The 18,023-nt window shown below is 71.4% G+C and carries 17 protein-coding genes and 1 pseudogene; 7 read left to right on the top strand and 11 right to left on the bottom strand.

Features of this window, described 5'->3' with window-relative positions:
• Window positions 1-14: 14 nt before the first annotated feature.
• The 3 genes from OG978_RS28185 to OG978_RS28175 all read right to left on the bottom strand — a co-directional run bounded on the left by OG978_RS28185 (window position 15) and on the right by OG978_RS28175 (window position 2,275).
• On the bottom strand, window positions 15-347 hold the full coding sequence (locus tag OG978_RS28185) for a DUF3817 domain-containing protein (RefSeq protein WP_326767889.1): 333 nt from the start codon (window positions 345-347) through the stop codon (window positions 15-17).
• A gap of 88 nt (window positions 348-435) precedes the next feature.
• Window positions 436-945 carry a MarR family winged helix-turn-helix transcriptional regulator gene (locus tag OG978_RS28180; protein WP_326767888.1) on the bottom strand — a complete coding sequence of 170 codons (510 nt, stop codon included), beginning with the start codon at window positions 943-945 and terminating at the stop codon, window positions 436-438.
• Between the two features lie 10 nt (window positions 946-955).
• Window positions 956-2,275, bottom strand: a complete 1,320-nt coding sequence (locus OG978_RS28175; protein ID WP_326767887.1) for an MFS transporter — start codon at window positions 2,273-2,275, stop codon at window positions 956-958.
• Window positions 2,276-2,352: 77 nt separating this feature from the next.
• On the opposite strand from OG978_RS28175, the gene OG978_RS28170 reads away from it, so the two are divergent.
• On the top strand, window positions 2,353-3,351 hold the full coding sequence (locus OG978_RS28170; RefSeq protein WP_326767886.1) for an ArsR/SmtB family transcription factor: 999 nt from the start codon (window positions 2,353-2,355) through the stop codon (window positions 3,349-3,351).
• A gap of 55 nt (window positions 3,352-3,406) precedes the next feature.
• Here OG978_RS28170 and OG978_RS28165 read toward each other — a convergent pair.
• Window positions 3,407-3,770, bottom strand: a pseudogene (locus tag OG978_RS28165) (thiamine-binding protein).
• Entirely contained in the window at window positions 3,767-4,117 is a 351-nt protein-coding gene (locus OG978_RS28160; RefSeq protein ID WP_093544066.1) for a DUF3817 domain-containing protein, read from the bottom strand. Before OG978_RS28160 ends, OG978_RS28165 begins: the two are co-directional and overlap by 4 nt.
• A 279-nt stretch (window positions 4,118-4,396) precedes the next feature.
• Between OG978_RS28160 and OG978_RS28155 the strand changes: the two genes are divergently transcribed.
• From OG978_RS28155 to OG978_RS28140, 4 genes are all read left to right on the top strand, one after another.
• Window positions 4,397-5,029, top strand: a complete 633-nt coding sequence (locus tag OG978_RS28155) for an AIM24 family protein (RefSeq protein ID WP_326770191.1) — start codon at window positions 4,397-4,399, stop codon at window positions 5,027-5,029.
• Complete coding sequence (locus tag OG978_RS28150) at window positions 5,029-5,679, top strand: AIM24 family protein (RefSeq protein ID WP_326767885.1); 651 nt, start codon at window positions 5,029-5,031, stop codon at window positions 5,677-5,679. The genes OG978_RS28155 and OG978_RS28150 overlap by 1 nt, the downstream gene beginning before the upstream one ends.
• Window positions 5,676-6,440: an AIM24 family protein gene (locus OG978_RS28145; RefSeq protein ID WP_326767884.1), complete on the top strand. Its 765-nt coding sequence runs from the start codon at window positions 5,676-5,678 to the stop codon at window positions 6,438-6,440. Before OG978_RS28150 ends, OG978_RS28145 begins: the two co-directional genes overlap by 4 nt.
• Before the next feature lie 125 nt (window positions 6,441-6,565).
• Complete coding sequence (locus OG978_RS28140; protein WP_326767883.1) at window positions 6,566-7,042, top strand: MarR family winged helix-turn-helix transcriptional regulator; 477 nt, start codon at window positions 6,566-6,568, stop codon at window positions 7,040-7,042.
• A gap of 64 nt (window positions 7,043-7,106) precedes the next feature.
• On the opposite strand, the gene OG978_RS28135 is transcribed toward OG978_RS28140, so the two are convergent.
• Both OG978_RS28135 and OG978_RS28130 read right to left on the bottom strand, forming a co-directional pair.
• A complete protein-coding gene (locus OG978_RS28135) occupies window positions 7,107-8,582 on the bottom strand; it encodes a sensor histidine kinase (RefSeq protein ID WP_326767882.1) in 1,476 nt (491 codons plus the stop codon).
• Window positions 8,579-9,241: a response regulator transcription factor gene (locus OG978_RS28130; RefSeq protein ID WP_326767881.1), complete on the bottom strand. Its 663-nt coding sequence runs from the start codon at window positions 9,239-9,241 to the stop codon at window positions 8,579-8,581. The genes OG978_RS28135 and OG978_RS28130 overlap by 4 nt, the downstream gene beginning before the upstream one ends.
• A gap of 119 nt (window positions 9,242-9,360) precedes the next feature.
• On the opposite strand from OG978_RS28130, the gene OG978_RS28125 reads away from it, so the two are divergent.
• On the top strand, window positions 9,361-9,978 hold the full coding sequence (locus OG978_RS28125; RefSeq protein WP_326767880.1) for a PepSY domain-containing protein: 618 nt from the start codon (window positions 9,361-9,363) through the stop codon (window positions 9,976-9,978).
• Window positions 9,979-9,998: 20 nt separating this feature from the next.
• Here the strand turns inward: OG978_RS28125 and OG978_RS28120 are convergent, their stop codons facing one another.
• The 4 genes from OG978_RS28120 to OG978_RS28105 all read right to left on the bottom strand — a co-directional run bounded on the left by OG978_RS28120 (window position 9,999) and on the right by OG978_RS28105 (window position 17,300).
• Window positions 9,999-12,308 carry a protein kinase domain-containing protein gene (locus tag OG978_RS28120; protein ID WP_326767879.1) on the bottom strand — a complete coding sequence of 770 codons (2,310 nt, stop codon included), beginning with the start codon at window positions 12,306-12,308 and terminating at the stop codon, window positions 9,999-10,001.
• 28 nt (window positions 12,309-12,336) lie between these two features.
• Complete coding sequence (locus OG978_RS28115) at window positions 12,337-14,847, bottom strand: protein kinase domain-containing protein (protein WP_326767878.1); 2,511 nt, start codon at window positions 14,845-14,847, stop codon at window positions 12,337-12,339.
• 229 nt (window positions 14,848-15,076) lie between these two features.
• Window positions 15,077-16,036 (bottom strand): methylmalonyl Co-A mutase-associated GTPase MeaB, encoded by a 960-nt coding sequence (gene meaB, locus OG978_RS28110; protein WP_326767877.1) that lies wholly within the window; start codon window positions 16,034-16,036, stop codon window positions 15,077-15,079.
• A gap of 61 nt (window positions 16,037-16,097) precedes the next feature.
• Entirely contained in the window at window positions 16,098-17,300 is a 1,203-nt protein-coding gene (locus OG978_RS28105) for an acetyl-CoA C-acetyltransferase (protein WP_326767876.1), read from the bottom strand.
• 134 nt (window positions 17,301-17,434) lie between these two features.
• Between OG978_RS28105 and mce the strand changes: the two genes are divergently transcribed.
• Window positions 17,435-17,863 carry a methylmalonyl-CoA epimerase gene (mce, locus tag OG978_RS28100; protein ID WP_326767875.1) on the top strand — a complete coding sequence of 143 codons (429 nt, stop codon included), beginning with the start codon at window positions 17,435-17,437 and terminating at the stop codon, window positions 17,861-17,863.
• Window positions 17,864-18,023: the final 160 nt, after the last annotated feature.

Below are 18,023 nucleotides of genomic sequence, written 5' to 3'. Positions count from 1 at the left end.
TGAGGTCAGGCCGGTCAGGCCTTGGCGGTCGCGGGGGCGCCGTCGACGATCAGCGGCTCGACCTCGCGGACGACCTTGCGCTCGACGAAGAACGCGGCCGTCGGGATGGTGCCGGAGACCAGCACCCAGAGCAGCTTGCCCATCGGCCACTTCGCCTTGGAGCCGAGGTCGAAGGCGAAGATCAGGTAGATGATGTAGAGCACACCGTGGATTTGGGAGACGACGAGCGTCAGGCCCTCGCCCGTCTCGAAGCCGTACTTGAAAACCATGCAGGTGCAGAGCACCAGCAACATGACGGCGGTGACGTAGGCCATCACCCGGTACCGGGTCAGCACACTGCGTTTCATGGCATCGAGCGTAACCGGACGGCCGGGGCGATCTTGCAGCGGGCCGGGCTCTCGAAACGCCGTTCTACGCCCCCCCGTTCCTCGTCCGCTACGCCTCTTCGAAATCCTGGGCGGCGATCCGCAGCGGGCGCAGCATGGCGAAGATCTCCGCGCACTCCTCGGCGTCGTACGCACCGAGCCCGAACTCCATGTCGACCAGGTCCTTGGTAGCCGCCTCGACGACCTCGCGGCCCTTCCCCGTGATGGAGGCGAGGGTGCCGCGACCGTCGTTGGGGTTGGGGCGCTTGGCGACCAGGCCGGAGCGCACCAGCCGGTCCACGGTGTTGGTGACGGAGGTGGGGTGGACCATGAGCCGCTCACCGATCTTGGACATCGGCAGCTCACCGGCCTTGGAGAAGGTGAGCAGCACCAGCGCCTCGTAGCGGGCGAAGGTCAGTCCGTACGGCTTGACGACCGCGTCGACCTCGGCGAGCAGGATCTGCTGGGCGCGCATGATCGAGGTGATCGCCCCCATCGAGGGCACGGGGCCCCAGCGCTGCTGCCAGAGTTCGTCGGCGCGGGCGATGGGATCGAAGGGGAGACTGAGCGGCTTCGGCACGTCATCGACCTTACCCACTGGCCATATGCTGGTCAGCCCCGTCTCGAACTTCGGTCCGAATACGGTCGGCGGGGGCGGTCCTCCGGACCTCCAGGACGAGCAGCAGCACGCAGAGGGCGCCGACCGCGCCGGCTCCGGCGATCACCTGATGTACGGGGAGGAATTCGGCGGCGAGTCCGGCGAGGGCCATGCCGACCCCCTGGAGCGTCATCATTCCGGCGGTGAGCAGGGTCATGGCCCTGCCGCGCAGAGACTCCGGAACGGCTTCGACGAACCACTGGTCGAGGCCGATGACGTACGCCCCGCCCGCCCCGGCGAGCACCAGTGCGAGCGCGGTCGCGACGGTGCCGGGGCGGAATCCGTACACCATCAGCGGCAGCAGTCCCGCGGCGGCGGCCGGCAGCACGATCAGGGAGCGCAGGTGCGGGGTCAGCGCCGTACCCACGTACAGTTCGGCGGCGATCTGTCCGACCGGCATCGCACACATCAGCAGTCCCAGCGCGACCGGTCCCACGCCGATCTCGTCCGCGTACGGTGCGGCGAGCGCCTCCGGTGCGACGACGAACATCGGGGGCAGCCAGAACAGCAGCAGCAGTCCGCGGATCCTCCGGTCGGTGAGGACGGTACGGGCTCCGGAGAGCGATTCCCTGAGCAGGGCGCCACGGCCGTCCCCGTCGGACCTGGCCGGCCGGTCACGGGTGCCGAAGCGGAGCAGGGCGGCCGAGCAGAGGAAGGTCACCGCGGTGATCGTGATCGCTCCGCGCGGGGACAGTACGGCGAGCAGCACCCCACCCGCGCCGAAGCCGGCGAGCAGCGCGCTCTGCGAGACGATCCGGAGCAGCGAACGCCCGAGTACGAAGAGATCGCCCTCGCCCAGGATGTCGGTGAGCGCGGCCATCCTGGTCCCGGTGAAGACGGGCGACACGGCGGCGACCAGGCAGCGCAGCGCGAGCAGTCCGCCGACCGGTATGCCCGGCAGCACCATCACGGTGACGCAGCCCGCGCAGATCAGGTCGCAGGTGACGAGGACCCGGCGAGCGGGGTACCGGTCGGCGACCCCGGCGAAGAGGGTGCCTCCCACGAGGTACGGGAGGAGGCCGAGCGCGAAGGTGAGGGCGCTGAGCAGGGGCGAGCCGGTGAGTCCGTACACCAGGACGGTGAGGGCGAGCTCGCTGACGACGACGCCGAGGAGGGAGAGCAGGTGAGCGGCGAAGACCGCCCGGAACTCCCGTACGGCGAAGACGGGGCCGTAGCCACGGGAGGCGGGCGGGGGTGGGGTGTCCGTTGCGTCGCGGGGACGGTCCGCGGGGTTCGGGGTGTCGGTCGGCATGGGCGCAGCCTGCTGGGCCGCAGCGGTTCTCCGTAGACTTTCGGCCCACGCCGAAAGTCAGCGGGGGAGGTCCACGCTTGCCGTTCCATCTGCACCTCGACGAGAGCGATCTGCTCCGCTGCCGGTTCGCGCTCTCACCGCTCGGCGAGACCCAGGCCGCCGTGCGCGTCCTGGCCCAGCCCGAGCGGCACGGGTACCACCTGCCGTGGCTCCGGCTGATCCGCGACGCGGCCGGCGGACTCGAACTCGGGCCGCTGTGGCTGCTGATGGCGCGGCACGGGCACAGTCCCGACTTCTTCAGCCCGCCGCCGCCCGGTCCGGTCACCACTTTCGAGGAGGAGATCGCGGGGGTACGGTCCGTCGATCCGGATGTCGCCCGCCAGGACATCGCGCTGGCGCTGGCGAACCGGCCGGAGCTGCTGCGCTCCCCCACCGGGCAGGCGATGCTCGCCGATCCCGTCCGGACCGCCCGGGACCTGGCCGACCTGCTGGAACAGGCCTGGCGGGTGCTGATCGAGCCGCACTGGCCCCGGTTGCGCGCCCTGCTGGAGGCGGACATCGCCTACCACTCGCGAAGGCTCGCCGCGGTCGGCTTCGAGCGGCTGCTGGGGGAGCTGAGCCCCCAGCTGAGCTGGTCGGGTTCGACGCTCACCATCGTCGGGATGCGCGGCCGGCACACCCGGGTGCTCGGCGGGCAGGGGCTGGTCCTGATCCCCAGCGTCTTCTGCTGGCCGGACGCGGTCAGCGGCTTCGAACCGCCGTGGCAGCCCGCGATCATCTATCCGGCGCGCGGCATCGGCGGGCTGTGGACGGAGCCCGCCGACCGCACCCCGCAGGTTCTCGCCCGGCTGCTGGGACGCGGCCGGGCCGATGTCCTGTGCGCGCTCGACGAACCGGCCGGCCCGAGCGCGCTCGCGCACCGGCTGGGCCTCGCGGTGTCCTCCGTGTCGGAGCATCTGTCGGTGCTGCGCGCGGCGGGGCTGCTGACTTCCCGCCGGTACGGACACCAGGTGCTGTACGAGCGGACTCCGCTCGGGATCGCCCTGGCCGTGCCGGAGCACGGCGGGCAGGAATGAGACGAGCCCCCGGCCGGGGCCGGGGGCTCGTCGTCGGGTACGGGGCGGACGGGCGTCAGTCCGCGAGGTACCGCTCGACCGTCTCGACCTTGGAGGTCAGGCCGTCGGTGACGCCGGGGCGGATGTCGGCCTTCAGCACGAGGGAGACGCGTCCGGCGCGGGCCTCGACAGCGGCGACGGCCCGCTTGACGACGTCCATGACCTCGTCCCATTCGCCCGAACGTGACAAGGCTTGAGTACATGGGATGCCGGGCATTGCTATGCCCACTCCCACAGACTCATTACCCCTCGATGGAGGTGAACATGGCGTCCGTGCGGTTGGGCAGCCCGGACTCGCGGACGACCCGGACGGCGTCGGCGACGTACTCACCGACGTCCTCACCGACGCCCAGCGGGCTGACCGAGAACGCGACGATCATGCGCTGACCACGCCTTCGCGGCGGGCGCGGGCGGCGATGACGCCGTCGGCCTCGTAGCGCTTGAGCAGCTTGTCGCCGTACAGCCCGCCGAACGGCAGCAGCGCGAGCAGGAAGAAGAGCGCGACGCGCTTCAGCGGCCACTTGGTCTTGGCCCAGACGTCGAGCAGCAGAACGGCGTAGATCACGAAGAGCACACCGTGCAGGATGCCGAGTGGCATCATCAGGAAGTCGATGTCGGAGACCCGGCTGAGGACCGAGCCGAAGATGATCAACGCCGGGAAGGAGAGCGCCTCGGGAATCGAGATGAGGCGCAGCCGGTGCAGGGCGGTAGCGGTCTTGATGTCCACGAGGGCACCTTCGGTGGGAGGACGGTGACAGCTTGTGAATACAGGCACAAGCTCGCCCCATTGTGGCATCGCGCGGACGGTGCTCGGCGCCGGGGGCCGTATGGGCCGGGTGAAGATGCGTATGTGCCGGGTAGGGGATGCGTCCGCACCGGGCGCTGGATACGTCCCGGTTGCGTACGGGTCCCGTACCGGATGCGTATCAGGGGCGATTCAGGGGGCCGGATCCTCCCTCGGACCCTGTCCCGGCCGGAGGCCTGCCGTTAACGTCGCTCCGTGGCAATGTTCCGACTCCAAGGCAGCAGAACGCTCGCCGTCGACCTGGCCGGCGACGCCGTCAAGGCGAAGAACGGCTCGATGGTCGCCTACGACGGCCGGATGACGTTCAAGAAGATGACCGGCGGCGGTGACGGGCTGCGCGGCATGGTGACCCGGCGCCTGACCGGCGAGCAGATGACCGTGATGGAGGTGACCGGCCAGGGCACCTGTTACTTCGCGGACCGCGCCAGCGAGATCAACCTCGTCTCGCTGCACGGCGACAAGCTCTACGTCGAGGCGAGCAATCTGCTCTGCACCGACGCCGGGCTGCGCACCGGCACCACCTTCACCGGCCTGCGCGGCGGGGCGAGCGGCAACGGCCTGTTCACCACCACCGTCGAGGGCACCGGCCAGGTGGCGATCATGTCGCACGGCTCGGCGGTGGCGCTGCGGGTCTCGGCCCAGTACCCGCTGTTCGTCGACCCGGGCGCCTACATCGCCCACCAGGGCAATCTGCAGCAGCACTTCCAGTCCGGCGTGAACTTCCGGACGCTGATCGGCGAGGGTTCCGGGGAGTCCTTCCAGATCCGGTTCGAGGGCGAGGGCCTCGTCTACGTCCAGCCGAGCGAGCGGAACACCATCGGGGGCGATGTCTGATGCCGTTCCGCGAGATCAACTCGAAGATGGTCGAGGCGACGGTGGTTCCCGGCCAGAAGATGTACAGCCAGCGGGGCGCGATGCTCGCCTACCGCGGCGAGGTGTCGTTCACGCCGAGCATCCAGGGCGGCCAGGGCGGCGTGATGTCGATGATCGGCCGGCGGGTGGCCAACGAGGCGACCCCGCTGATGACGGTCGAGGGGAGCGGAACGGTGATGTTCGGCCACGGCGGCCATCACATCCAGGTGATCAACCTGGCCGGGGACACCCTGTACGTGGAGGCCGACCGGCTGCTCGCCTTCGACGGGACGCTCCAGCAGGGCACGATGTTCATGGGCTCGCAGGGCGGCGTGATGGGCATGGTGCGCGGCCAGGTGACCGGGCAGGGCCTGTTCACCACCACGCTCAAGGGCCATGGCGCGGTTGCGGTGATGGCCCACGGCGGGGTGATCGAGCTGCCGATCACTCCCGGCCGCGATGTGCATGTGGACCCGCAGGCGTATGTCGCGCACCACGGCGACGTACGGAACAAGCTCTCGACCGCGCTCGGCTGGCGCGACATGGTGGGGCGCGGCTCCGGCGAGGCGTTCCAGCTGGAGCTGAGCGGCAGTGGTGCGGTGTACGTCCAGGCCTCGGAGGAGAAGCTGTGAGCACGCCCGTGGTCTTCGACCCGATGACGCTGCCGTCGGACGACAACGTCAACGCGTACACCTTCTGTGTGGAGCTCAAGGGGAGCCAGTGGTTCCTGCAGAAGGGCAAGATGATCGCCTATTACGGGCGGATCGATTTCAACGGCGTCGGTCACGGCCGCTTCGAGCGGCTGATCCGTACGAGCTTCCACTCGCCGCTGCACGCGAGCGACTGGGTGGTGGCCGAGGGCAGCGGCAAGATGCTGCTCGCGGACCGGGCCTTCGATGTGAACTCGTACGACCTGGAGGACGGGAATCTGACGATCCGGTCGGGCAATCTCCTCGCCTACCAGCCGACCCTGGCACTCAAGCAGTCGATCGTGCCGGGTTTTCTGACCCTGATCGGTACGGGGAAGTTCGTGGCCGCCTCCAACGGTCCGGTGGTCTTCATGGAGCCGCCGCTGCGGGTCGACCCGCAGGCCCTGGTGGGCTGGGCGGACTGCCCCTCGCCGTGCCACCACTACGACCACGGCTACATGACGGGCGTACTGGGCGGGCTGCGGTCGCTGACGGGCCTCGGGGGCACCTCGGGCGAGGAACACCAGTTCGAGTTCGTCGGTGCGGGCACCGTGCTGCTCCAGTCCACCGAGATCCTGATGGCCGAACAGCCGACGGGCGCGGTGCCGGGTCAGGCGGGGGTCCCGGGCGGCGCGAGTCAACCTGGCGCCTCACCCCGTACGCCCGGTCAGCTCGGGGACCTCCAGCGTCGCTTCGGTTTGTGAACGGTAGTCTGCGGAGTGTGACGTCGAACGTCCGCACCCCGCACCCGGACCCGCCTCCGGACGGGTGCCGACCGTCACACTCTCCCACTTCGTCCGGCTTTCAACTTCTTAGGTAGAATCCATATATGGAGACCGAGACGGCCACCCGCTGGCTGAACGACGCGGAGCAGTGCGCCTGGCGCACCCACCTGGACGTCAGCAGGCTGCTGATGCACCAACTGGAGAAGGATCTCCAGCCGTTCGGCCTGACCAACAACGACTACGAGATCCTGGTCAACCTCTCGGAGTCGGACGACCAGCGCATGCGGATGAGCGACCTCGCCGCCGCGACGCTGCAGTCCAAGAGCAGGCTCTCGCACCAGATCACCCGCATGGAGAACGCGGGCCTGGTCCGCAGGGAGAACTGCGAGTCCGACCGGCGCGGCCTGTACGCGGTCCTCACCGAGGACGGCGCGGAGACGATGCGCAAGGTGGCGCCGCACCACGTGGCGTCGGTCCGCAAGCACTTCATGGACCTGCTGACGCCGGAGGCGCTGGCGAACCTGCACGCGGCGCTGACCCCGGTCGCGGACCATCTGCGGGGACGACGCGGCAAGGCGTGATCAGCGGCGGGGCGGCGTTCGGCACCGGTGACGCACACCGCGCGTGACCCCGGCGGGGCGGCGTTCAGCCGGCGCCGGGCAGCCAGAGCTCGAACCGGGCGCCGCCCTCCGGCGCACCGTCGACCGTCAGCCGGCCCCCGTGCCGGGCGGCGACGTCCCGGGCGATGGCCAGGCCCAGGCCCGCGCCGCCGTCGTCCCGGGTACGGGCGTCGTCGAGCCGTACGAAACGTTCGAAGATCCGCTCGCGCTCGTCCGGCGGCACTCCCGCCCCGTCGTCGGTGACGGCGACGACCACGCCGCCCCGTTCCGCCGCACGCACCGAGACCGTCACCGCGCTCCGTGCATGACGCTCCGCGTTGTCCAGCAGATTGCCGATCACCCGCGCCAACTGCCCACGCGATCCGGCCACTTCGAACTGCCCTGAGTCCGGCCCTGAGTCCGGCACGGACACCGTCACCGCGATCCGGTCACCACTGCGCTGCGAGACCTCCTCGCGGACCAGCGCGCCCAGGTCCAGCGCCGTACGGCCCGGCCGCTCCCCCGCGTCCAGCCTGGCCAGCAGCAGGAGATCGGCGGCCAGCGCCTGGAGCCGTACGGTGTCGGCGACCGCGCCCGGCACGTCCAGCAACTCCGGATGAGCCGCGCCCACCTCCAACTGGGTGCGCAGGGAGGCGATCGGGCTGCGCAGTTCGTGCGAGGCGTCCGCGACGAACCGCCGCTGCCGGTCGACGGAGGCCTCCAGAGCGGTGAGCGTCTCATTGGTCGTACGGGCCAGCCGGGCGATCTCGTCGCGCGAGCCGGGCTCCGGTACCCGCCGGCTCAGGTCCTCGGACGCGGTGATCGCGGCCATCTCGCGCCGGATGCCCTCGACCGGGCGCAGCGCCCGCCGGGTCACCAGCCAGGTCACCCCGGCGACGACGAGCAGCATCAGCGGCAGCCCGATGAGCATCGCTCCGCGCACCGTGCCCACGGCCTCCTGCTCGGCGGCCAGCGGGGCGCCCGCGTGGACGGTCAGGGTCACCCCGTCGGGAGTCGTCGCCCGGACGGACGCGAAGCGGTAGTCGGCCGTGTCGCCGTCGACGTCGGCCGTGCCGTTGCCGAAGTCCGGTTCGTCGGAGTCGACTTCGCCCCGGCCGGGGGTGCCGCGACCGTCGTCGTCATCCCCTCCGTCGTCGTCGCTCCCGTCGTCGTCGCCGCTCCCGCCGTCGGACTGCCCGGCGGTCGGTGACGGGACCGGCGTGACCCGGTCCGTGCCGGTGCCGGAGATCGCCCGGAGGTCCTTGGAGACGGCGACCACGCGCCCTTCCTCGTCGGTCACCTGGACCGGGTGGTCCTCCTCGTCGCGCATCTCCAGCCGGTCGTACGGCACGCCGAGGGCCAGCTGTCCGGCCACTTCCCGGGCCACCACCTCGGCCTGCAGCCCCGCCTGGTCGGTGAGGTTGGCGCGCAGGACGAGGAGCACGGAGAGCCCGGCACCGATCAGCGCGAGGGCGACCACCACGGTGGCACCCAGCGCGGCCCTGGCCCGTACCGACCTCACAGCGCCTCCAGCCGGTACCCGGCGCCGCGCACCGTGCGGATGGCGGCCGCGCCGAGCTTGCGCCGCAGCGTGCTCACGTACACCTCGACGATGTTCGGGTCGCCGTCGTAGGCGAAGTCCCAGACGTGTTCGAGGATGTCCGCCTTGCTCACCACCTGTCCGGAGCGCAGCGCGAGCTGTTCCAGCACCGCGAACTCCTTGGTGGTGAGGGTGATCTCGGCCCCGTCGAGGTGGACGCGCCGGGCGGCGGTGTCCATGCGCAGGGCGCCGACGGTGACCACCGGCGAGCCGGTGCCGCCTCCCCGGCGCCGCAGCAGCGCCCGGATCCTGGCCACCAGGACGACGTACGAGAAGGGCTTGGTCAGGTAGTCGTCGGCCCCGGTGTCGAGGCCCTCCGCCTCGTCGTACTCCCCGTCCTTCGCCGTCAGCATCAGGATGGGCGTCTCGTGTCCGGCGGCGCGCAGGGCGGCGCAGACGCGGTAGCCGTTCATCCCGGGCAGCATGATGTCGAGGACGACGAGGTCGTACGCCCCCTCGGCGGCCCGGTGCAGCCCTTCGAGGCCGTCGTGCACCACGTCCACGGCGAAGCCCTCGGCGGTGAGCCCCGCGGCCAGGGCCGTCGCGAGCCGCTTCTCGTCCTCCACGATCAACAGGCGCATACGCACAGGGTCGCAAACCGAACCTGAAGACGGCTTCAGGTGGCTTCAGGCTGCGTTCAGCATCACCCGGGCAATGTGGTCCTCGTCGAAACCGGCCACCCGATCGGGGAGGAACCCTCATGAAGCGCAAGATCGTCATCGCCGCAGTCACCGCGGCCGTGCTCGTCGGCGGCGGAGCCGCCACGGCGGTCGCCTTCGCGGACGACGACGGCCACGACCGCGGGACCCGGTCCAGCGCGACGAGCGGCAGCACCGCCCGCGTCGACGTCGGCGACGCCGCCTCGGCCGCCGTGAAGGCCGTCCCGGGCACGGTCACCGAGGCCGAGCTGGACGACGAGGACGGCGGGCTCGTCTGGGAGCTCGATGTCTACGGCTCCGACAAGGCCTGGCACGACGTGACGGTGGACGCGGGCAACGCCAAGGTGCTCGGCAAGCACGTCTCCGACGATGACGACGACCGCGACCGGCACGCGCCCCGGTCGGCCCGGGTGTCGCTGGACGCGGCCGTCGACGCCGCGCTGAAGGCGAACCCCGGGACCGTGACGTCGATCGACCTGGACGACCACGACGGCCGGAACGGCGGGGCGCTGCACTGGGAGGTCGACGTCCGGGGCAAGGACGGAAAGCAGCACGAGCTGAACGTCGACGCGAACACGGGCAAGGTGACGGCGGACCACGTAGACGACGACAGCCACGACCGCGACGGTCACGACAGCGATGGTCGCGACGACGACTAGGCCGGACGCGGCCCAGGAACTCAGGGAGCGTTGCCCGAGAGGACCGTGCCATCGGCAAAGCCCATGAACAGGGCATCGCCCTGGGCGATCAGCGAGACCGTCGCCGGATCGAGCGGATCGCCCGGGGGCGCGGGCCAGCCCGTGTACAGCTTGGCGCCCGAGCTCTCCACGTTCCCCGTGTCGGGCGGCTTCAGGTCGAGGGCCTCCGTGCCATATCCCGCGACGAGGACGACCCGGTCCCCTGCCAGGACCGGGGCGCCCTCGGTCTCCAGCCCCTCGGACGCCTCGGTCGTCGACCAGACCAGCTGGCCGTCGGAGAGCCGGAGCGTGTACACCTGCTTCTTGTCGCTGATCACGATCGTGCCGTCCCGTGACACGGTGGGTCGGTAGGCGATGTCCACGCCGGGGGCGTACGACCGGCGGCTGCCGGGGTCCGTCACATCGACGACGGTCAGTCCGTCCGGGCCCGAGCAGAGGAGGTCCTTGCCCTTCAGGACGGGGGTGCGGCAGGTGACGTCATCGGCGGCGACGTTGGCCAGCGGGGTGCCGTCTGTGCTCTTCAGGACGGTGATGCCCGCTCCGACCGCGACGAGCCGGCCGTCGGCGAGGGCGAGTTGCGCCGTGGCGGCCCGGTCGCTCCACGGCTTGTCCCAGACGCCGGCGTGACTGCCGGTGAGCCGGTGGGCGAGGAGCCGGGACGCGCCCGTGCCGGTGGCCTTCGTGGCGTAGTACAGGACTCCGTCCGACTGGACCGAGTCGGTCACCTGCGTCCCTTCGGGCAGCGGCTCCCGCCACTTCCGCGCGCCGTCGTCCAGGCCGAGCGCCACCAGGGCACCGTCCTGGAAGGCGTAGACGGTGGTGCCGATGACGGCGGCCACCGAGGCCGGCCCACTGCCCGCCCGGCCCGGCTCGGTCCGCCAGCGCTGTTCGCCGTTCGCGGCGTCCAGCACGGTGACGCGCTGGGGGCCGCCGCAGACCAGGGACGTGTCCGCCAGCACGCACTCCACCGGTCCGTTCTCGATCCTGGCCTTCCACGCCTTCCAGCCCGCCGGTTTCCTGGAGACGTCGGTGGCGGCCGCCCCGAAGTCCCCGGTGTGGCCCGCGTCCGCGCCCGGAACGACCGCCGGTCCCGCCTTCGTCCGCACGGCGTCCGAGGCGGATGCGGTCGGCCCCGCGCCGCCACCGGTTCCGCCCGCGTTGTCGTCGCTCCCGCCGTCCCCCTCGAAGAGTCCCGGCAGCAGCACCGCACCCAGCACCACGCACACCACCGTGGCCGCCGCCGCCAACGCGATCCACAGCCGCTTGTTGCCCTGCCGGTCACCCGGTACGGCCACCGGCACGACCGGCGTCGGGGCGAAGGCGGGTCCGCCGGGGTGCGGGGCGCCGGACGGGGCCGGCGGTGCGGCGGCGGCCGGGGCGGCCGCCTCGGCGGCGGCGCGCGCCCCCACCGCGTGCGCGGCGAGCTGCCCTCGTACCGCTTCCGTCCAGGGGAATGCCCCTGGGGTCGCCCGGCCCGGCAGCAGCATCTCGGCCAGCTGATGGGGCGTCGGCCGGGCCTCGGCCTCGCTGCGCAGACACTCCTCGATCACCGCGCGCAACTGCGGTGGTACGCCGGAGAGTTCGGCCTCGCCCTGGGCGATCCGGAAGATCACGGCAGCCATGTCGGAGTCGTCGAACGGGCCCCGGCCGGTCGCCGCGAAGGCGAGCACCGCACCGAGGCAGAAGACGTCCGACGCGGGTACGAGCGCGCGTGAACCGTTGACGTGCTCCGGCGAGATGTAGCCGGGGCTGCCGACGACCACACCGGTCCGGGTCAGCTGGGTGGCATCGAAGGCCTGGGCGATCCCGAAGTCGATCACCTTCGGGCCGTCGGCGCCGAGCAGCACGTTGCCCGGCTTGAGGTCGCGGTGGAGTACGCGTACGGCGTGCATGTCGGCGAGCGCGCGGGCGAGACCGGCGCCCATCTCGCGCACCACCGGCTCGGGCATCGGCCCGCCGCGGATCACCGCCTCGGCCAGCGAGGGGCCGGGGACGTACTCGGTCGCCAGCCAAGGCAGCCGGCCGCCCGCATCGCCGCCGACGAGAGCCGCGGTGTGCGGACTGCGCACGGCCCCCGCCGCGTCGATCTCACGCCGGAAGCGGATCCGGAAGCCGTCGTCGAGGTCGAGATCGGCGCGTACGGTCTTCAGCGCGACCAGCCCGGCGAGCGGGTCCGGCGCACCGGCGGGCCGGGCGAGATACACCTCGCCCATGCCGCCGGCGCCCAGCAGTCCGAGAAGCTGGTACGGGCCGATCAGCCGGGCTCTGCCGGGTGGAAGCGGCTCGATCACTGCGCGGTCCCCTCAAGCGGTTCGTCGTTCATCCGGGCAGCGGTACGGAGACCGTGGTGCCGTCGTCGTACACGGTGTGCACGACGCCGCCGACCGGCAGCACCTGCGGGTCGAGCAGTTCCTGCTCCAGATCGATGCCGTTGGTGACGGAGTCGTACGTCGGCGTCCTGGTCCGGCCCGGAGCGCCCGGAATCCGGGTCCTGACAAGTGGGCCCAGGCTGCCATCGGGGCGCATCGGAACCGTGTACAGCGTCGTGCTGTCCGCCCACACCACCGTGTCCGCGTCGATCATGGGGTCGGAGACCGGGTTGCTCATGCCTTGTGCCACCTTCCGACCGAGCGGGAACCGACCGAGCGGTCGGCCGCTGTCACGGCCCACGACGACGACCTCGTCGGGCACGCTCTCGGCGTACTCGTCGCCCCGGCGGATCGTGATCACCCGGTCGTCGAGCGCGGTCAGCTTCGCCCCGGCGACGAGCGAGGAATCGACCGACACCCGGCCCTGCGTCCGGAGCGTCCCCGTCGCGAACCGCAGCACGACCATGTCATCGCCGAAGCCGGAAGGATCGTCGTTGATGACGTATGTCGTACAGAAGGCGAAAGGTCCTCGCGCCCGGAGCGATCCGCACCCCGAGTTCGTCCCGTCGCCGGCTCCCTGGACGGCCTCACCGCCGGCCGTTCCCAGCACCGTGCCGTCCTTCGGCCGGAACGCCTTCGGTGCGTCCTCGCCGACGGCGTACACCACCTTGCCGTCGGTGGCGACCGGCCAGAAGTTGCCCTTCTGCGCGTGGGAGATGTCCTGCGGAGCCAACTGCTCGCGCCACTTTTCGACGCCGGTCCTCAGGTCGTACGCGGCAAGCTCCGCTCCCTCGGGAGCCGCTGTGGTGGCGGCGAAGACCAGGCCGTCGACGACGACCGGCGCGCTGTCCAGATTGTGCGCGCCGCCCGACCGGGTCTCCCAACGGACCTTGCCGGTCCTGGCGTCCAGTGACCGCAGCCGGTCGCCCGCAGCGAGGAGGACGGTGTCGTCGTACACGGTGGGGCGGGTGGCACCGGCCGGCATGAAGAACTGGCCGCGGGGCCCGTAACCCGCGGTCCGTCCGGACTCTCCGGAGTCGAACGTCCACATCCGGTGCCCGTCGGCGGCCGACAACGCCTCGTACGTGCCGTCCACCATCCGGCAGACCACCACATCCCGGCCCGCCGAACAACCGATCGGCGACCCCGTGAACTTCCCCTTCCAGGACTTCTTCCACCCCGCCGGCCGGACATCGCGACCGTACGGGACCGTGCCCGAGGCGTCGGGACCGCCGTTCTCGTCCACGCCCGCCACGATCTTGACGGGCGAGGCCGAACTTCCCTCGGGCGCAGCCTTGTTGGGCGCTTCACCGCCGTTGCGCCAGGCCAGGATTCCCCCCGTGGCCGCGCCCAGCACGATCAGGGCGGCGAGGGCGGCGCCCAGGGCGCGACGGGAGCGGCGCGGCGGCGGGGTTTGGGTGGTGCCCCCGGCGGGCGGGGCGACACCGGGGCCCTGAGTAGGTGCGGCATGCAGGCCCGGGGTGAAGTCGGCCCCCTGGGTAGGCAGTTGGTGGAGGCCCGGTCGGCCTCCGGCAGCCACCTCGGTCGGCGTGTACCCCGGCAGCAGCGGGCCGCCCAGCGCCATGACCCGGGCCAGTTCGCGCCCGTGCTCGGCGATGTGCTGCGCCACCGGGTCCGGCCACCGCTGTGCCGCGCCGGGGTCGAGCAGCTCCGCGAGTTCGGCGGCGGCCGGGCGGGCGGCCGGGTCGGCCACCAGGCAGCGTTCCAGTACGGCACGCAGCGCGTCGGGCACGTCGTCGAGGTCGGCCTCGACGTACTTGACCCGGTAGAGCACGGCGGCGACCGGGCCGTCCCCGAAGGGATCGCGTCCGGTGGCGGCGTAACAGAGCACGGTGGCGAGGCAGAAGACGTCCGAGGCGGAGACGACGCGTCCGCTGCCCGCCACATGCTCCGGGGACATGAAGGCCGGGCTGCCGACCATGCGGCTGGTGGTGGTGAGCGGGGTCGCGCCGGAGTCGCGGGCGATCCCGAAGTCGATCAGGCTCGGACCGTCCGCCGCGAGCATCACGTTGCCGGGCTTCACATCGCGGTGGACGATCCCGGCCGCGTGGACGGCCGCCAGGGCGCGGGCGAGTCCGGCGCCGAGCATCCGTACCTCGGCCTCGTCCATCGCGCCCGCCCGGCGGACGGCGGCGGACAGGGTCGGCCCCGCCACGTATCCGGTGGCGAGCCAGGGCACTTCGGCGTCGGCGTCCCCGTCGAGCAACAGGGCGAGATGGGGGCCGGCGACGGACCGGGCGACGGTGATCTCGCGGCGGAAGCGGCTGCGGAAGCCGGGGTCCTGGGCCACGTCCCGGCGGACGGTCTTGACGGCGACGGGCTCGCCGCCGTCGTCCCGGACGCCGAGGAAGACCTCACCCATGCCGCCCGCGCCGAGCCGGGCCCGTATCCCGTACGGACCGATCCGTCTCGGCGAGTCCTCCCGCAGCGGACCCAACATGCGCCACTCCCCCCGTCGGTACGCATGAACCAGCGGACACCCCGTGCACGTATCCGGCGGTAATCCTGCCACGGACACGTCATCTGCCGCAGCGCCGGACCGCACGAAACTCGCACGCCGGGGACACAACTGACGCACGCTCAGCAGCGAAGGCCGGACGAACGCGACCGGGCGGGACCGGGAGCGGCCCGCACGCCGCCCCCGGACCCCGCCCGGTCGTCCCGTCGGATCACACCTCGCCGGTGAGCCCCGCCACCAGCTCGTCCGCCGCCGCGTACGGGTCGAGGCTGCCCGCCACGATGCGTTCGGCGAGCGCGCCGAGGTGGCGGTCGCCGTGCAGGTCGCCGATGCGCTCGCGCAGCCGGGTGACGGCGATGGTCTCGACCTCGCGGGCAGCGCGCGCCGTGCGCCGCTCGGCGAGCACTCCGCGCTCCTCCATCCACGCCCGGTGCTTCTCCAGCGCCTCGACGACCTCGTCGATGCCCTCGCTCCGGGCGGCGACCGTCTTCACGATCGGCGGCCGCCAGTCGCCGGGGCCCCGCGACTCGCCGAGGCCCAGCATGTGGTTGAGCTCGCGCGCGGTGGCGTCCGCGCCGTCCCGGTCGGCCTTGTTGACGACGTAGACATCGCCGATCTCCAGGATTCCGGCCTTCGCCGCCTGGATGCCGTCCCCCATGCCGGGTGCCAGCAGGACGACGGAGGTGTCGGCCTGGGAGGCGATCTCCACCTCCGACTGGCCGACGCCGACCGTCTCCACCAGGATCACCTCGCAGCCCGCCGCGTCCAGCACCCGGATCGCCTGCGGTGCCGACCAGGCGAGACCGCCCAGATGTCCGCGGGTGGCCATGGAGCGGATGTAGACGCCCGGGTCGGAGGCGTGCTCCGACATCCGGACCCGGTCGCCGAGGAGCGCCCCGCCCGAGAACGGCGAGGACGGGTCGACGGCCAGGACGCCGACCCGCTTGCCGGCCCGCCGGTACGCCGTGACGAGCGCCGACGTCGATGTCGACTTGCCGACACCGGGTGAACCGGTCAGGCCGACGACGTACGCGTTGCCGGTCAGCGGCGCCAGGGCCGCCATCACCTCGCGCAGCTGCGGCGACGCCCCCTCCACCAGGGAGATGAGCCGGGCCACGGCCCGCGGCCGGCCCGCACGTGCCTGCTCGACCAGGGTGGGGACGTCCACCATCACCGCTCCGTTCACTCGCTGCGTGCTCTACGTGTACCGCGTACCGCTTGCCCGGAACGTACTACTTGCCCGGAACGCGGATGATCAGCGCGTCGCCCTGGCCGCCGCCGCCGCACAGCGCCGCCGCACCGGTGCCGCCGCCGCGCCGCTTCAGCTCCAGCGCCAGGTGCAGCACCACACGGGCGCCGGACATGCCGATCGGGTGGCCCAGCGCGATGGCGCCGCCGTTGACGTTCACCTTGTCCGGGGTGACGCCGAGGTCCTTCATCGACTGGACGGCGACCGCGGCGAACGCCTCGTTGATCTCGATGAGGTCGAGGTCCGCCACCTCCAGGCCGTCCTTCTTGAGGGCGTGCTTGATGGCGTTGGAGGGCTGCGACTGGAGCGAGTTGTCCGGGCCCGCCACATTGCCGTGGGCGCCGATCTCGGCGATCCAGTCCAGGCCCAGCTCCTCGGCCTTGGCCTTGCTCATGACGACGACCGCGGCCGCGCCGTCGGAGATCTGCGAGGAGGTGCCCGCGGTGATCGTGCCGTCCTTGGCGAATGCGGGGCGCAGCTTGCCGAGCGACTCCACGGTGGTCTCCGGGCGGATGCCCTCGTCCTTGGCGAAGAGGACCGGGTCGCCCTTGCGCTGCGGGATCTCGACCGGGGTGATCTCGGCCTCGAAGAGGCCGTTCTTCTGGGCCGCGGCGGCGCGCTGGTGCGAGAGGGCACCGATCTCGTCCTGGTCGGCGCGGCCCAGGCCGAGGCGGGAGTTGTGCTTCTCGGTGGACTCGCCCATCGGGATGTTCTCGTAGGCGTCGGTCAGACCGTCGTACGCCATGGAGTCGAGCATCTCGATCGCGCCGTACTTGTGGCCCTCGCGGGACTTCGGGAGCAGGTGCGGGGCGTTCGTCATGGACTCCTGGCCACCGGCGACGACTACGTCGAACTCACCGGCGCGGATGAGCTGGTCGGCGAGGGCGATCGCGTCGAGCCCGGACAGACACACCTTGTTCACGGTGAGCGCGGGAACGTTCATCGGGATGCCCGCCTTGACCGCGGCCTGACGGGCCGGGATCTGGCCCGCACCGGCCTGCAGCACCTGGCCCATGATCACGTACTCGACCTGGTCGCCGCCGATGCCGGCCCGGTCCAGCGCGGCCTTGATGGCGAAACCGCCGAGGTCGGAGCCGGAGAAGCTCTTCAGCGAGCCGAGGAGGCGGCCCATGGGCGTACGCGCGCCCGCGACGATCACTGAGGTGGTACCGGTCGTTCCAGACATGAGGGGCGCCCCTTGGGATGAGGAGTGAACGAGGGTTTACTTGAATGTACTGAGCGGTACCTCGCCCGTCATCCGGCAGCGGGTGTGACGGCGCGCACGTTGCGTAACCATCCGTGTGGCGTTGCACTGGTTCCATGCTGACGCGAATCGATCACATCGGGATCGCCTGTTTCGACCTCGACAAGACCGTCGAGTTCTACCGCTCGACCTACGGGTTCGAGGTGTTCCATTCCGAGATCAACGAGGAGCAGGGCGTACGGGAGGCCATGCTCAAGATCAACGATACGTCCGACGGCGGCGCTTCCTACCTCCAGCTGCTGGAGCCGACCCGGGAGGACTCGGCCGTGGGCAAGTGGCTGGCGAAGAACGGGGAGGGTGTCCACCACATCGCCTTCGGCACCCCGGATGTCGACGCCGATTCCGCGGACATCCGGGAGAAGGGGGTCAGGGTGCTGTACGAGGAGCCGAGGACAGGGTCCATGGGCTCCCGGATCACCTTCCTGCACCCCAAGGACTGCCATGGCGTCCTCACCGAACTGGTCACGTCCGCAGCGGAGCACTGACCTCCGGATACCCGGCCCGGTAGAGTGGGCTGTTCCGGGCCGGGGCCGGGTCGGGGCCGCGCCGCGTCCCCAGCCGTTGATCTGTCACCATTCCCCGGGAGACCGTTCACCGGTGAACGGTACTCGTTGGAGAGTTGCGACCAGGGGACGGATGGGACCG

Origin of the sequence: Streptomyces sp. NBC_01591 (assembly GCF_035918155.1) — a bacterium.
Taxonomy (GTDB): domain Bacteria; phylum Actinomycetota; class Actinomycetes; order Streptomycetales; family Streptomycetaceae; genus Streptomyces.
This window is presented reverse-complemented; position numbering and strand designations above follow the sequence as displayed.